Source organism: Microcystis sp. T1-4 (genome assembly GCF_000297435.1).
GTDB lineage: Bacteria > Cyanobacteriota > Cyanobacteriia > Cyanobacteriales > Microcystaceae > Microcystis.
In genome coordinates this window covers 16656-31533 of the sequence record NZ_CAIP01000115.1, presented here as the reverse complement: position 1 = coordinate 31533, position 14878 = coordinate 16656, and the positions used below count along the sequence as shown (strand labels likewise).

The following is a 14878-nucleotide window of genomic DNA, read 5'->3' as shown; positions in this document are numbered from 1 at the left end:
AGATTAACAGTCTCTGGGATAATTCTAAATATTGCAATAAATTAGGATCAAGTGTCCCTAAAAGAGGTGCATCCGCATCACCAACTCGCAAAATATCTATAGTAGAATTGATACGTTGAACCGCTATTTTTAGCTTAGGAGATAAATTTTCATCCAGCAAAAACCGAATTTTCATGCTTTTTGTAAATACTCCTGCTCCTTTTTAATTTTTGCTTTTCTTAAACGATCAATTAAAGGAGATGATGTTTCTAGCCACTGTTGATAATGTTGTTCCCGTTGTCTTTCTAGCTTGACAAGATAGAGATCGATTTGTGCTTGATTGTGATAATAATAGGTCAAAGTGGCATAAATTTTTTCTAAATTTAGAGTTGGTAATTCTTGGAGAATTTCTTGAGGACTATAACCTTGTCGATAGTATTTCAGTACGTCCTCAATGCCAATACGATGTCCTTTTAATTGAATATTATCTACTGCTACAAATTCAAAATAATCTTCTAACTGCATAGGTTGTTACCTCCTAAAACATCAATACTATCCTAGCATATTATTAAAAATGTGCCGCAAAATTCAAATTATTCACCGATTTTAAGCCTATCTGAATATTCAATTTAACCCACCTAGTTTAGATGGGTTAAAAAGATAAAAATAGATTAAGATTGACGTTTTAAAGCAGAACTAATTCCTAATACTCCTAAACTCAATAATCCTAGCACTGATGAAGGTTCGGGGATAGAAGGAGGGGAAAGAGCTATCACCGAGACATTATCCAACGCAGAACCAGCAATGCTATTAGTTAAATCGATAAACTCAAGGGTAGTGGTTGTACTGTTAGCGGTAAAATCCCAAGATTTTGATAGCCATCCCATATTTGAATTGCTTTTTCCTGTTGTATCAAAAGAAAAATCAGCAGAACTTCCTCCCGCACTCACTCTCATGTCTTTAATAATAGGACTTGCGTTGGGATTACCCGCCAGATCAAAAGTCACCCGATAAGTCCCACCGACAGTTGTGTTAAAGGTTTGCTTAATTCCACCAGGACTCGCTCCTGCAGCTAGATCCAGACTTCTAGAACCATTAGAAGCTTGCCATAATGTACCGATATAATCGATTGATCCTTGGCTAACCGTCCATCCTGTAATTACCGTGGAACCAGCATTAATTGTTTGAAAAACACCAGGGTCTCCACCGTTCTCAAAACTGCCATTTTGAATCAAATTTGCTGCTTGTACAGGGGTGACTATCAAAGCACTTACCCCAAGGACAGAGGAAGCAATTGAGAGTTTTAATAAGCTGTGCTTACCCCCCCCCGAAAATCAATTAGTTTTGCTAATCTTTGAGTCATTACTAAAAACTCTACTTTTACAAGAACGGCCTCATCATAGCAGAGAAAAGCTTATAAAATAAATGAAAAAATGATTAACTTTTTGGCTCTTCTCGACTTTGTGTGACAATTTTTGCTTATATATAGCGTTTCTGATTTACAAGAGGTACATTCCCAATCCTGAACAGCTTAATCAGCAAAGGTTTAAGTGTGCCGCACAGATGCGAGAACCGCTATAGTAGCGATCGATCTTTGTGTCCTTTGTGTCTCTGTGGTTGGTTCCACTCCAGCAATTCTCATTTTGAAACGATTTTGCGTTGTTTCAGCGATCTAGAGATTCGTTAAGAATTATTAACCCCTCTAGGTGCAGGGGTTTTAATGTCATGAAACCTTAAAATGAGAATTGCTGGTTCCACTCACTCGCCCGCAAGAATGTATCTTAGAATACATTTTACCCAATAAACCTGGGATATCCGAGAGACTTGTGGCCAGATATAATTAAGGGGTATTTGGGGGAAGAAATTGGATTATGGAAGAACTTTTAGAATTAAAAGCTTTGCTCTTAAAAGGTGATATTAAAGGTTCACTGGCGATTGTAGAAGACCTTGAAGATATGAGCAAAAATGGGACTATTAGCACCATTCGTAGTTATGCTGTTATCTTATTACTGCATTTAATTAAACAACAGGCAGAAAACAGAACCACTCGTTCTTGGGATGTCTCCATTCGCAATAGTGTTAGAGAAATTCAACGCCAAAATAAACGCCAAAAAGTGGCAGGATATTATTTAAGTGATCAGGAATTAACAGACACTTTAAACGATGCTTATCTTAATGCTTTGGATGCCGCTTCTTTAGAAGTCGAAGCAGCTTGTTATCAATCGGAGCAAATAGAAGCTATAATTGACAAAAATAAACTGATTAGTGATGCTTTTCTTCTGATCAAAAACGTTTCTCCCTAGAAAGATTATGACCAATTCAATCTCTCAAGAACAAGCCCAAGAAATGTTACGTCGGTTAAACAAAAATCGTGACACCGTGCTTGATTTATATAAAAATCAATACATTGCTTATAATGAAAAAAGAGTGATGGCTCACGGTGAAAATTTACAGAATGTTCTGGAACAAGCCAACACAACCAATCAAGAATTTGTCATTTATCTTGTTCCTCGTTGTCGTTATTCTCTGCAAATTTTACCCCTTCAAGTTTAAAGTAGTTTAAGATGATTTTGACAACGGCAAAATTCTATGAAAATAACCCTTTATCAACCGACATTATCGTTATTATTGCTGCTGTTGCTATCCGGTGGTTGTGCAGTCAATCAGGAAAAAGGGAAAACCACCACTCCGCAAGCGTCTCCCCTAGCAGAAATCGTTCCTTGGCAGACCGTCGAACGGGTTACTATTTTAAAAGCCGATCAGGATCCCATCTATGCTTTAGCCATTAGTCCCGATAACTCCCTGCTGCTGAGTGGTAGTTTTGACGGCACTGTTAGGGAATGGGACCTAAAAACCCAAAAACCTCTCAGGACTTGGCAACTAGGTGATACTGTCAATGCTATCCAATTTAGTCCCGATGGTGAGACTTTTGTAACTGCCGATGCCGGGGGAAAAGTGCAACGCTGGAATACGCGCACGGGAAAATTAGAAATGACCTATCCTGGCCATGCTTTTCTCGTTACCGATGCCGCTATTTCTCCCGATGGCAAAATTTTGGCTACGGGTAGCTGGGATCGTACTGTTAAACTCTGGGATTTTCAGACGGGTACACTGTTAAAAACCCTGCGCGGCCATAATCATCCGATTCAGGCGATCGCATTTAGTCCCGATGGTAAAGGAATTGTTAGCGCCGATTACGATGGTTTCGTTAAACTGTGGAAAGTGAGTACCGGTCGCTTTATTCGTGCCTATGCGGGTAATTTATTCCCCGTTTATCGGGTGCTTTTTTCCAAGGATGGTAATACCGCCGGTACTGCTAGTCAAGACGGTTCGATCCGCGGTTGGCAAGTGAAAAGCGGCATCGGCACCACTACTATTCTCGCCCATAACGACGCTGTTACCGATATGGCCCTGCTCGATGGGGGCAAAGTTTTGGCCAGCACTTCCGGGGATGGAACCGTCAAATTTTGGGATGTTAATACCCGTCGGCACTTGAATACTCTCAAGGGAAACGTCATCTTAAGGATGGTTGCCAGTCGAGATGGTCGTTGGTTAGTCACTGGAGATCGGGACGGTGCGATCGCACTGTGGCGGGGAATCTAATTGACTATAATTAAGACTAGAGTGTTTTCTAGGGCGAAATATAGCTATGGCAGCAGTGATTTTAAACTTAGATACAGTCAATCTCAGCGATGAGCAGTTTTACCGTCTCTGTCAAGTTAACCCAGATTGGCAACTGGAAAGAAACGCCCAAGGAGAATTAATTGTGATGCCACCTGTTGGGGGAATTAGCGGCAACCGAGAGGCCGATTTTATTAGTTTACTTTGGTTGTGGAATCGTCAAACCGGATTGGGTAAAGTCTTTAGTTCAGCGACGATTTTTCGTTTACCGAATGGCGGAGATCGCGCTCCCGATGCCGCTTGGGTGAGTTTAACTCGTTGGCAAGCACTGAGTCGAGAAGAACAGGAGAAATTTCCGCCTATTTGTCCCGATTTCGTCATTGAACTGCGCTCCCGTAGCGATTCCCTCCCAGAAATTCAAGCGAAAATGCAGGAATATCTCCACAGTGGTTTGCGATTAGGTTGGCTAGTTAATCCTCAACAACAACAAGTGGAAATTTATCGTCCTCAGCAACCCGTAGAAATTATGGAACTACCCGCTAATTTAAGCGGCGAGGATATCTTACCTGGTTTTAGTCTATTTATCTCTATTTTTGACTAAAATATCCTTAAAACCGAGGTACGATCAGACCTCTAGTAAAAATCAAAATAGGAGTCAGTAGTCAGTAGTCAGGAGAATTAAGAATCAATAATAATCAATTAAATGGTCTATTTACAGATTTTAGGCAATTTAATCCTTATTTTTACCGTTTTTGAACCCTCTGAACCCGGAACTATGACTGCTATCGCTTGATCAGGTCTGGGTTTAGCCGGTGCCGCTACCCCTGGTAAACTGCCAGAAAAAGCCAAAACCAAAGTCTAAATCATCTAAAATTTCGGTTTAACACCAAAACGGCCCGTTTCGGGTCGGGCGCATCTCAATTTTGAGGAACTATCTAGGGCCTGCTGAATAAATCTAAAAACCTTGTTGGATAATATCTTTAGGCCTTTTTGAAATCAAAAAGTGCCGACCATCTATCCCCAAGAAAAACTTTTTCAGCAAACCCTAACTATGACCACCGATACTGTCACCACTCCCTCGCCCAAAAAACTCTGGTTAGCAGCCCTGAAACCGCCAATGTATAGTGTGGCGATTATACCGATTATTTTGGGAACAGCGATCGCTTATCAGGAAACAGGTCGATTTTCTCTGCCGATTTTTGCCACTTTTATCCTCTCAGCTATTTTGATTCTCGCTTGGTTAAATCTCAGCAATGATGTTTTTGATGCCGATACTGGGATAGATGTCAATAAAGCCCATTCGATCGTTAATTTAACCGGCAATAAATCTTTAATTTTCTGGCTAAGTAATCTTTTTCTATTAGTGGGCATCGCTGGTATTTTTGCTATTAGTTATGGGCGAGGCGATTGGACTATCCTAGAATTAATTGCCCTCTGCTGTTTTTTGGGCTATACCTATCAGGGGCCTCCCTTCCGTCTCGGTTATCAAGGATTAGGTGAAATTATCTGTTTCTTTACTTTTGGACCCTTGGCGATTGCCGCCGCCTACTATTCCCAAGTCGGTGCTTTTTCTCTCTCTAGTCTAGCGGCTTCAATTATTGTCGGGATTACCACTTCTATCATCCTTTTTTGCTCCCATTTCCATCAAGTCGACGATGATCTCAAAGCGGGTAAAAAATCACCTATTGCCCGTTTGGGTACTTTAAAAGGTTCTAAAGTTTTAACCGTAGTCACGGTTCTCGTTTACGTTTTAACGGTAGTTTTTGTGCTGCTGCAGGTTTATCCCCCTCTCACCCTTTTAATCTTTCTTAGTCTGCCTTTCGCTTGGCAATTAGTCAACCACGTTAACCAAAATCACGACCAACCTCAGCTAGTCAGTAACTGCAAGTTTATAGCGGTTAATCTTCACTTTTTTAGTGGCATTCTCTTCTCCCTTGGTTATTGCCTTGCTTCCCGTTGATCAACCCGATTTTTTTTCTTAAAGTCCTTGACAAAACCCCATCACTTGACATATACTTATATTCATAATGGGAATCCGTGCCTGCCTGCGAACCCCTCATTTTTAGGTGGGATAGACAAAAAAAAATCAACTGACTTGAATCAGTTATCAGATTTGAGTTTTAAGTTCAGTGATCACTGTTTACTGTTTACTGAAAACACTTCCTCATTCATAATTCATAATTCATAATTCATAATTCATCGCCACAAATAAAGGTTAGCATGAGTGAACAACCCCTCGGATCGGTTATTCAAGGTTCCCTGAGTGAAGGTTTAGAAATCCGTCTTTATCCGGATATTTCGGTAGAAGATATGCGCGTCGGTAAATTTTTAGTGGTGCAAGGCACTCGCTCGCGTTTTTTCTGTCTCCTCACCGATGTCTCCCTGGGTAACTCCAGTCCCCGGATTATCGCGAATCCTCCCCATCCCGATGATAGTTTTATGCGCGATGTTTTAGCGGGTAGCGGTACTTATGGTACTATTGAACTATCGCCTATGCTCATGTTCACACCGACTGGAGGTAATTCCCCCGCAGTTTCCGACACTTCTTTAGGCTCTTTTCAACCCCAAACCAGCGCTGATTTAGAATTACTGCCAGTTAAAACTATTCCCGCGCATTTTAGCCAAGTTTATGAAGCTTGTGAGCAGGATTTTCGCATGGTTTTCGGTTGGGAAGATGATCCCACCAGAAAGAATTTTGCTATTGGTCAACCCCTTGACATGGACGTGCCAATATGTATTAATCTCGATCGCTTTGTGGAACGTAGTAACGGTGTTTTTGGCAAATCCGGGACGGGAAAATCCTTTTTAACCAGGCTGTTAATTTCGGGTATTATTCGCAAACAAGCAGGGGTTAACCTCATGTTTGATATGCACTCGGAATACGGTTGGGAAGCGATGAAAGAAGGGAAGGAGGTTTCTACGGTGAAAGGATTATGTCAATTATTCCCCGGACAGGTAGAAATTTATACCCTCGATCCCGATTCTACCAAACGCCGGGGAGTACGAGGAGCGCAGGAATTATTCTTAAGTTATAATCAGATTGAAATCGAAGATATTCGTTTAATCGGTCGGGAATTAGGCATCTCGGAAGCTAGTTTAGATAATGCCAATATTCTCTATAACGAGTATGGAGAATCTTGGATAGTTCAGTTATTAAATATGAGTAACGAGGATATTAAAATCTTCTGTACGGAAAAACAAGGCCATGCGGGATCAATCATGTCCCTCCAGAGAAAATTAATGCGTCTAGATAGTTTGAAATATTTAAAAAGTTCTTGTCCCCACAATTATATCGATCAGGTTTTACAAGCTTTAGATGCGGGTAAGCACGTTGTTATTGAATTTGGCTCCCAAAGTAATATGCTTTCCTATATGTTAGCCACCAATATGATCACCCGTCGGATTCATGCTAATTATGTTAAAAAAGCTGAATATTTTTTACAAACTAAAAACCCCGTTGATCGGCCGCAACAGTTAGTGATTACCATTGAAGAAGCTCATCGATTTCTTGATTCTGCTGTGGTACATCAAACTATTTTTGGAACTATCGCCAGGGAGATGCGAAAATACTTTGTTACTCTCCTAATTGTCGATCAAAGACCTTCAGGAATTGATAACGAAGTTATGTCTCAGGTAGGGACAAGAATCACCTGTTTATTAAACGATGAAAAGGACATCGAAGCCATATTTACTGGAGTTTCTGGAGGGGGAAGTTTGCGATCAGTTTTAGCGAAATTAGACTCAAAACAACAAGCTTTAGTTTTAGGTCATGCGGTCCCTATGCCGGTAGTAATTCGTACTCGCGCCTACGATCAAAAATTCTATGCTGAAATAGGTGCGACCGACTGGCGAGAATTACCCGATGAGGAAGTATTAGCGGCGGCCAAAATTGCCAAAGCCGATCTAGGATTTTAAAGGAATTTATTTGGGAGATTTCTCCAATGGTTCTTCTGGAAAGAAGCAATAAAATCCTCAGTACCCGGAATGATACCAAAAATCTCCTCGGATAATTTCAGCAGTTGAGGATTATTAAAAAGACTATAATATTCGGGATCTTCTCGAAAGGTTTGCCAACGATTAAGAACATCCATTTTCTGCGCTTCTTGTTGATAGGATAAGCCATCAAAGGAACTACCACCAGCAAAATCGGCAACTAACTCTTTTTTCGAGTCATCAAAAGGAATTTGCAGTCTTTCTGTAATTGCTTGCCGATAATTGACATCTGTTAACCATTGATTATAGTTGATTCCCAAACGATAGCGATCAGCACTTTTTTGGTAACTTAGATAAACCTGAGCGTATTTTTCCCAGAGAACAGCAATATTTTTTAAGTTTTCTTTGCCCCATTTTTGATAAATGCTGGCTAATACATTGAAAGGATCCCGCAGAATAACTATAGAAAAAACCTCTTGACTTTTGCCTACCCACTGCTCATGATAGCGATCCATCAAATCGCTGAAATTTTCAATATCTTTTTCCTCAAAGCTGACAATTATCGCCTCTTTGGGATGTTGTTTGAGCTTTTGACCATTAAAGCGTTGATCATTTTTTGAATAAGTGACAATTTCTTTATTAAAGAAAGGATTTCTCTCAAAAAAGAAGTATTTTTTCTTAAAATCCCAGTAGTTAATCCCCTTGCAGTCAATTCTTCCTGTACCTTTGTAAATACGAATTTCCTTTCCTGCTAAATAGCAGTGATTGGCAAAAACTACCTGACCAGGTATCTGGGAAAAAATCCAATTGATAATCGCATGATTACCACTTCTTTTAATGCCAAATACTCGAATTTCTTTATTGTTGATTATGGTTGACATTTGATTGATGACACTAGCAAGAGAAAGTAATTTATCTAAAAACTGTTGGTTCCAAGTTTTTGAGTATAAGAATATACAAAAAATAGGTATATCGATATACTAATCTCCACTGGTAGCATGACAAAGATCAAATGTGTTTGTCAATGAGTATTTATACTCAAACAATAATCCCTTGATTCTGAGGACAACTCACAGTCAAGGTAATTTTGTCAAAACCTTTTGTTAGAATCAGAAAGCTCGACAGTCTTAACCCTGGATGAAAACTGGTTTCCCTAACTATGCAACAAGGTGATTTAATCGAGATCGAGATTACCGACCTCAACCATACGGGCGAAGGTGTGGGAAAATACCGAGGACAGGTGATTTTTGTGCCAGATACGGTTATTGGCGATCGCATTCAAACTCGCATCACCTATATCAAAAAAAGTCATGCGATCGGCAAACTACAAACTATTCTACAAGCTTCTCCCCATCGTATCCGGCCCCGCTGCATCGTTGCCGATAAATGTGGTGGCTGTCAATGGCAACACATCGAGGATCAATTTCAGCTTCAGGTCAAAAAAGAGCAAGTACAAGAGGTATTAACCAGAATTGGTGGTTTTACCGATCCTTTGGTTTATCCTCCCCTCACCGGTAATTCTCCCCTCGCTTATCGCAATAAAGCTACCTATCCCCTCGGATTTTCCCCCACCGGCAATGTGCAAGCGGGTTATTATCGTCGCGGCAGCCATCATCTGATTAATCTCAATCAATGTCCAATTCAAGATCAGGCTTTAAATCCGTTTCTAGCAGAGATAAAACAGGATATTCAGGAGCAAGGCTGGTCAATTTACGATGAAAAGACCCATCAAGGACAATTACGCCATTTATCTCTAAGAATTGGCCGCCACACTGGAGAAGTTTTATTAACCCTGATTAGTACCGATAATAATTTACAGGGAATTGAGACCCAGGCGCGGCAATGGCTGGCAAAATACGGCAATTTAGTCGGTGTAACCGTCAATTATAACCCCGATCGAGGTAATGCTATTTTTGGCACTCAGACCACAACTATCGCCGGAAGGGATTATATTACCGAAAAGTTCGCCGGATTAACCTATCAATTGGCTGCCGATACCTTTTTTCAGGTTAATACAGAGGCTGCTGAAGCTTTATTGGCGGTTATTTGTGAGAAATTAGAGCTTAAAGGTGAAGAAATTCTTATTGATGCCTACTGTGGTATCGGTACTTTTACTTTACCCCTCGCTAAACGGGTTAAAGAGGTGATTGGACTAGAATCCTATAGCTTTTCCCTCGATCGAGCCAAGATTAACGCCCAATTAAATAATATTACCAACACAACTTTTATTTTGGGGGCAGTAGAAAAAACTTTACCGCAACTGACAGTTAAACCCGACATTATTCTACTCGATCCGCCCCGCAAAGGTTGCGATCGATCTGTCCTTGATAGTTTGTTACAACTGCAAAGTCAACGCATAGTTTATATCAGTTGTCAAAGTGCAACTTTAGCCAGAGACTTGCAATATCTTTGTAAAACAGGCGATTATCAACTGCTAGAAGTGCAAACAGCCGATTTCTTTCCCCAAACTCCCCACGTTGAATGCGCCGCTTTTCTTGGACAAAAAACAGCGAATATGGTAGGGTGAAATAGGAGGCAAAACCTGACACTTTGGTCGTTTATAGCTGAAAAGTCAACGGTTAAGGATAATAGCATATTAGCAGCCTTTCCAGTCAACTACTTTTTTGATTAATTACTCGCTCAAAGTTGCCTTGATTCTCGATTGGTTTGTAGATCAATCATAAAAATATCTAATCCATCTCAGAGACACAAAAGGGATAAAACATGACTCATTAGGTATGGCAATCATCTAGATCGACGGTTAAGAGACCTTAATCTTTCTGTAAGAGAACAGTCATTGAATATAAGCTAGAGGTAAAGTGCGTGATTGCTATTTCACTGCCCACAAGCAAACGAAGCTGGAACACCATGAGTTTCGCTTCCACCTTGTATCTTTGTCCGATTTTAGATTTACTGACCGCTAGTATTCCGGAAGAATTAGAACCAGAAATTAGATTAGGATTACAAGAAGCTTTAGTTAATGCCGCTAAACACGGCAATCATCTCGATCCCACCAAAACCGTGGTCGTCCAATTTTCTAGCAGTAAAGACGAGTATTCTTGGGTAATTACCGACCAAGGCTGTGGATTTACCCCAGGTTGTCACCATCATGGCTGTAGTTGCGATTGTCCCGATTTTCCCCCCGAAGAAGCGGAAAATGGCCGAGGACTGTGTATGTTATATCAAATCTTCGACCAAGTTCACTGGAATCAAGAAGGAACCCAACTGAAACTTTGTAAGCAAATTAAACAGGAACGCTGGTTGAATTAATGACCATGACCGTGAGAAGGACAGGGAGGCGCAGAAATCGAGCGATCGAGCCAGCCTGTAGCCTGTTGTAGCCGAGGAAGTGCTTCTTCTGGCTGATTATCTAATAAAAACACCAAAGCCGTCCCTAATTGTTCAGCGGCCCGAGCATTACGGTGGGACTTCAGACGATGCCAGTCAATCGGTGCGATCGCCAAACGTTCCGCCAAAATCCGCGCCAATTCCAAAGTAGATAGATCATCAATAGTCTGAGATGAGGAAGAGACAGGGGATGGAATCATAATCAAAAGGTTTCGTAAAACCGTAAAATCGTCTATAACTATAGTTTAGACGCAGGCAATCGGATCGAGTCCATGTCCTTAGAAGAAAACCCATACCCTAGCGATGAATCGGCGGAATTTACCCAAGCGATTGAAGAAGTCGAAGCGGCGATCGCATCACTAAAAGACCGTTATCGACAGATCAACGAAGCAGAACAGCAAAAAAAAGACCTAGAGGCACAATTTAGCCAAATAGAACCCCAATGGCGGGAAAATCCCCTACCTGAACTAGAAAAGGAATTGGTGCAAATTCGCGAACAGATTCAAGAATTAGAGGTAATTTTAGAAAGCAATTTACTTAAAGAAGGGGAATTAAAGCGTCTATTCTGGGAAGGAATCCGTCGCGGACTGCTGGGGGAGGTTTTTTGGCAAATTGTCCGCTTTGGTGGTATCGGAGTCTTACTGGGTTGGATTCTGCGATCCTGCACGGGGTGATTGACTGCACCGGAGTGGAGTGTGTTGCCTTGAGAAGCTGATTAGGGTGGTTGGGTTCCATCCAGACCGATTTGACAATTATTGGCATCAAGCGGCTCTAGAGGATCGCCGTCATAAATGCCTTGTTTAACTATTCCTAGCAGAGAAGCGATAACTATACACTTTCTTTCTTGGTTGGGATAGGGCGCGGCGGAGGCATTGGCGGCGGGATATAATACGATTATCGCTGGACCGTCCGGCGTAGTAAATTTTAACCCCGGCACATGGCCCCGAAAGGAAAACTGCACCCCCGGACTGCCGCTATCAGGGGGAAAATCTGGAAAATTATCCACCACCATAAATATTTCCTGCGGCAGACTTAGGGAACCCCCATTAGTATTAGTCGCCACTAAACAACCCGGTTCACTGGCGCTTATTTGCCGGTAAACCGTGGGATTAGTGCCAATCCCGTTAGTAAAATTAATCGTGCAACTTCTCCCTCGACGGATAGCTTGTTTTTGGGCATCCCGTAGGGCTGATTGTATAGAATCGGTGGCTTCTTGGACTTTATTGCTATTTAACCAAGCTAATAAATTAGGTAGGGTTAAGGCGGCAAGAATTCCCGTAATTGCCAAAGCTATCAAAATTTCTAACAGGGTAAAACCCTGATTTTTATCGACATTTAAACGACGCATCGGGAATCACCTCGACAGAACTTTCGGCAATAACATTTTCTTGGTTGGGGTAATCGTCAGCAGTTTGATCATCAGCTAATCTCACTTCATACTCTATACGAAGACGATGGGGATGAGCAGCCTGGGCGTCGGTACCATCAGGAAAAGTTCGATAGAGAGAATAGTCTTTACCGACAATTTCTCGTGTTGCTACTAATATGGACATTTAAACGACGCATCGGGAATCACCTCGACAGAACTTTCGGCAATAACATTTTCTTGGTTGGGGTAATCGTCAGCAGTTTGATCATCAGCTAATCTCACTTCATACTCTATACGAAGACGATGGGGATGAGCGGACTGGGCTGCGTCATCATCAGGAAAAGTTCGAGAGAGAGAATAGTTTTTACCGACAATTGCTCTTGTCTCTACTAATTGTTTCCCCGTGGGGGTGGTGGGGGGGAGAGTAGTCGTTAGTTGTCTTCTTAAAGCTGTGGCATAACCCTGATTGACATTTGTACATACATCTGTGGTGATGTAGGGGTTGACAGGACTGGAGTTCACATCTAAACTCGAAGCTAAAGCGTTGACATTCTCGAAGTCTTCTTGTATCCAAAAGTTAGCTCTAGCTTGTCTTTCAGCCCGAACTTTATATAAGGCATTCACTGCCATTAACTGTAAGGTTCCTGTTAAGAAAGCGGTAATAGTTAAAATGGCAATGACCACTTCTAACATCGAGAAACCCGACTCGGACGACGGCAGTTTTAACTGTATCCCCTTTCCTCTTGATTTCACTTTTCAACCCCTCCGTTTTTCTTGAAAACTACTGGCTTTTCTTCGATCTTAACTACAGATTACGCAAATGATCGGATATTTCTAACTCTAGTCAGGGAATTAATCCCCCGAAACCCTATTTCTCAAGTGAGTCAGATTGTCTAAACTGTCAATCAGGGGTCGAGAAGGTCGTCACCCACCTCCCTTCCCATTCAGAACCGTACTTGAGACTTGCACCTTATATGGCTCTTAGTTTGACTGTTCCCCTGTTAGGGATACAGCTTGACATTCATTGGTTGTCTATGTATCATCATCGTACTTGACCAGTTAATCAAAGTCAATTACAGATGATTCTAGGCTGCCATCGGATGTCTTTTGATCATCGTGGCAGTGGCGGTGTAATAGTTGAAGGTTTTTATTACCTCATTACTTAGTGAGCGTCGGGGGATGCAATTTCGCCGTTGTCCCCCCCCCGTTTGATGCGAGTTCTTTAACTCCATTAATTTTATTATAGCTTGCCGTCTTGCTATAAGCAGGATATTGGCCTAAAGTTTACAGAACTTTAACCCTCTTACATAATTAGGGTTGGCTGAATAAATGTGAAATATAGACGAGCTAAGGGGTTTGGTGCTTTTTTGGTGAAGCAGCTGCAAGATTTTCCAGCTAGTGGCTCAAAAACCTTGCATCTTGATCGGCGCTTGCGTCCTGTAGGGGCGAAGCATTCGGATAGAAAATCTACGGTTTCAGCGATAGGTTATTGCCCGAATGCTTCGCCCCTACTTTTTGCCGCAAACCCTAAATAGACCATCTTAATTCTCCTGACTCCTGACTACTGGCTCCTGACTCCTCACCTAACGGAAGATTTTTGATTTTTGCAAGAGGTCTTTTATATCCTGTCGTCATGCTAGACTGAGGCTAAGAATAGGAGGAAAGATGAGATGAGAGGAAGACCAGGGGGCAACCCCGACCTAGTAAAACACCAGTTCTCCACAGAGAGAGAAGAGCCTTGCAGCGCCAAACTGACGTTAAGGCTGCCGCCCTCTCAATATGCCAAGCTGAAAGAGATCGATAATTGGCAGGAAAAAGTCAGGGGGGTGATTGCCTCTCTTGTAGAACAGGAATCGGAAACCGACGGCCTGGGCAAGTAGTTTTCTGGGGGGTGGTTTTCTGGGCGGCGGTTGTCTTGGTCGCTAGTGCCACTAAAGCTCGTTCTAGGGTGAGGGTTTCGGCCGTCTCTCCCTCTGGAATCTTAGCGTTGGTCTTGCCGTGCAAAGTATATAAACTCCCTAGGGACCGTCCTACAATCCCACCGATTCCCCCTCGTCGGGATGTTTACCCAATTCTTTTAAAGGTGGTTTGCTGGAACCGCTGGCACTGCCAGTTTTTGTCGGTTCGGTTAATAGGGCCAAAGATCGAGGGATGGTTAGGAAATTGCGTAAAAATAAGATGCCAGCTAGGAGGGGAGAACCGTCACATCCCATTTGGGCAAAGTTTGAGAACGCTGCGTTGAAAGGTGGCAATTGTTCTAGTTCTTTAGCCAAAACCTTAACCCCTTTTTCATAAGTTCCTTCTACCAAATGCACTAGAGGCTTTATGCCCTTCCCAGTCATATTAGAAGCCCAATTAAGATCCGCATCAATTGAACCTAAAATTGCCCCATTCCAATAGTTCTCGAAGACTGCCCAACACCTTTCAATTGGATTATATTTACTATGGTAAAGCCAGTAGTAGATCAGCCGTATTTGCAACTGCTTTTTTTGGGCAAAGTCTTCCATTATTTTGATAAATTGGCTGCGGTTGCTGCGAGTGGCTACTCCTCCGTCTAAATCAATTAATAATTCTTCTAACCCTGGATAGATTACTTGATTTTCTTGCCCCCACAACTCTAAACAATCT

General features: G+C 41.9%; 18 protein-coding genes and 1 pseudogene. 10 read left to right on the top strand and 9 right to left on the bottom strand.

Translation table 11 applies throughout. The annotated features are described in order from the left end of the window. Nucleotides 1-171: 171 nt before the first annotated feature. Both MICAI_RS06575 and MICAI_RS06570 read right to left on the bottom strand, forming a co-directional pair. The gene (locus tag MICAI_RS06575) at nucleotides 172-504 is read right to left on the bottom strand and encodes a DUF433 domain-containing protein (protein WP_002750711.1); all 333 of its coding nucleotides are present in this window, start codon (nucleotides 502-504) and stop codon (nucleotides 172-174) included. A gap of 146 nt (nucleotides 505-650) precedes the next feature. Further along, nucleotides 651-1244 (bottom strand): choice-of-anchor C family PEP-CTERM protein, encoded by a 594-nt coding sequence (locus tag MICAI_RS06570; RefSeq protein WP_008199417.1) that lies wholly within the window; start codon nucleotides 1242-1244, stop codon nucleotides 651-653. 606 nt (nucleotides 1245-1850) lie between these two features. Here MICAI_RS06570 and MICAI_RS06565 point away from each other — a divergent pair. The 6 genes from MICAI_RS06565 (at nucleotide 1851) to MICAI_RS06540 (ending at nucleotide 7515) form a co-directional block, all read left to right on the top strand. Next, the gene (locus MICAI_RS06565) at nucleotides 1851-2282 is read left to right on the top strand and encodes a DUF29 family protein (protein WP_008199415.1); all 432 of its coding nucleotides are present in this window, start codon (nucleotides 1851-1853) and stop codon (nucleotides 2280-2282) included. 7 nt (nucleotides 2283-2289) lie between these two features. Then, nucleotides 2290-2532, top strand: a complete 243-nt coding sequence (locus MICAI_RS06560; protein ID WP_008199413.1) for a DUF5678 domain-containing protein — start codon at nucleotides 2290-2292, stop codon at nucleotides 2530-2532. 36 nt (nucleotides 2533-2568) lie between these two features. After that, complete coding sequence (locus MICAI_RS06555; protein ID WP_008199411.1) at nucleotides 2569-3582, top strand: WD40 repeat domain-containing protein; 1014 nt, start codon at nucleotides 2569-2571, stop codon at nucleotides 3580-3582. Nucleotides 3583-3628: 46 nt separating this feature from the next. Continuing rightward, nucleotides 3629-4201 carry a Uma2 family endonuclease gene (locus MICAI_RS06550; protein WP_008199409.1) on the top strand — a complete coding sequence of 191 codons (573 nt, stop codon included), beginning with the start codon at nucleotides 3629-3631 and terminating at the stop codon, nucleotides 4199-4201. Nucleotides 4202-4651: 450 nt separating this feature from the next. Continuing rightward, nucleotides 4652-5560: a 2-carboxy-1,4-naphthoquinone phytyltransferase gene (gene menA, locus MICAI_RS06545; RefSeq protein ID WP_039899724.1), complete on the top strand. Its 909-nt coding sequence runs from the start codon at nucleotides 4652-4654 to the stop codon at nucleotides 5558-5560. 260 nt (nucleotides 5561-5820) lie between these two features. Beyond that, nucleotides 5821-7515: a helicase HerA domain-containing protein gene (locus MICAI_RS06540; protein WP_008199404.1), complete on the top strand. Its 1695-nt coding sequence runs from the start codon at nucleotides 5821-5823 to the stop codon at nucleotides 7513-7515. Here the strand turns inward: MICAI_RS06540 and MICAI_RS06535 are convergent. Beyond that, a complete protein-coding gene (locus tag MICAI_RS06535; protein WP_008199402.1) occupies nucleotides 7512-8414 on the bottom strand; it encodes a hypothetical protein in 903 nt (300 codons plus the stop codon). The two genes, MICAI_RS06540 and MICAI_RS06535, sit on opposite strands and share 4 nt — an antisense overlap. A gap of 278 nt (nucleotides 8415-8692) precedes the next feature. Here MICAI_RS06535 and rlmD point away from each other — a divergent pair, with 278 nt between their 5' ends. Together rlmD and MICAI_RS06525 are read left to right on the top strand one after the other, a co-directional pair. Continuing rightward, nucleotides 8693-10060, top strand: a complete 1368-nt coding sequence (gene rlmD / locus MICAI_RS06530) for a 23S rRNA (uracil(1939)-C(5))-methyltransferase RlmD (protein ID WP_008199401.1) — start codon at nucleotides 8693-8695, stop codon at nucleotides 10058-10060. Nucleotides 10061-10401: 341 nt separating this feature from the next. Next, a complete protein-coding gene (locus MICAI_RS06525; RefSeq protein ID WP_008199399.1) occupies nucleotides 10402-10803 on the top strand; it encodes an ATP-binding protein in 402 nt (133 codons plus the stop codon). Here the strand turns inward: MICAI_RS06525 and MICAI_RS06520 are convergent. After that, nucleotides 10800-11081, bottom strand: coding sequence for a DUF6439 family protein (locus MICAI_RS06520; RefSeq protein WP_008199398.1), 282 nt, complete (start codon nucleotides 11079-11081; stop codon nucleotides 10800-10802). The two genes, MICAI_RS06525 and MICAI_RS06520, sit on opposite strands and share 4 nt — an antisense overlap. A 72-nt stretch (nucleotides 11082-11153) precedes the next feature. Between MICAI_RS06520 and MICAI_RS06515 the strand changes: the two genes are divergently transcribed. After that, complete coding sequence (locus MICAI_RS06515; RefSeq protein ID WP_008199395.1) at nucleotides 11154-11555, top strand: hypothetical protein; 402 nt, start codon at nucleotides 11154-11156, stop codon at nucleotides 11553-11555. 41 nt (nucleotides 11556-11596) lie between these two features. Here the strand turns inward: MICAI_RS06515 and MICAI_RS06510 are convergent, their stop codons facing one another. The 3 genes and pseudogenes from MICAI_RS06510 to MICAI_RS06500 form a co-directional block, all read right to left on the bottom strand. After that, complete coding sequence (locus MICAI_RS06510; RefSeq protein WP_008199394.1) at nucleotides 11597-12229, bottom strand: prepilin-type N-terminal cleavage/methylation domain-containing protein; 633 nt, start codon at nucleotides 12227-12229, stop codon at nucleotides 11597-11599. Then, nucleotides 12207-12416: pseudogene (locus MICAI_RS06505) on the bottom strand (type 4 pilin); the annotation flags it as partial. The gene MICAI_RS06510 and the pseudogene MICAI_RS06505, both read right to left, overlap by 23 nt. 5 nt (nucleotides 12417-12421) lie before the next feature. Next, complete coding sequence (locus MICAI_RS06500; protein WP_008199390.1) at nucleotides 12422-12943, bottom strand: hypothetical protein; 522 nt, start codon at nucleotides 12941-12943, stop codon at nucleotides 12422-12424. Nucleotides 12944-13920: 977 nt separating this feature from the next. On the opposite strand from MICAI_RS06500, the gene MICAI_RS06495 reads away from it, so the two are divergent. Next, nucleotides 13921-14130 (top strand): hypothetical protein, encoded by a 210-nt coding sequence (locus MICAI_RS06495; protein ID WP_039899715.1) that lies wholly within the window; start codon nucleotides 13921-13923, stop codon nucleotides 14128-14130. On the opposite strand, the gene MICAI_RS26930 is transcribed toward MICAI_RS06495, so the two are convergent. Both MICAI_RS26930 and MICAI_RS26925 read right to left on the bottom strand, forming a co-directional pair. Continuing rightward, nucleotides 14069-14254 (bottom strand): topoisomerase C-terminal repeat-containing protein, encoded by a 186-nt coding sequence (locus MICAI_RS26930; protein WP_008199388.1) that lies wholly within the window; start codon nucleotides 14252-14254, stop codon nucleotides 14069-14071. The genes MICAI_RS06495 and MICAI_RS26930 overlap by 62 nt on opposite strands. A gap of 26 nt (nucleotides 14255-14280) precedes the next feature. After that, entirely contained in the window at nucleotides 14281-14865 is a 585-nt protein-coding gene (locus MICAI_RS26925; protein WP_008199387.1) for an ISAzo13-like element transposase-related protein, read from the bottom strand. Nucleotides 14866-14878 lie beyond the last annotated feature (13 nt).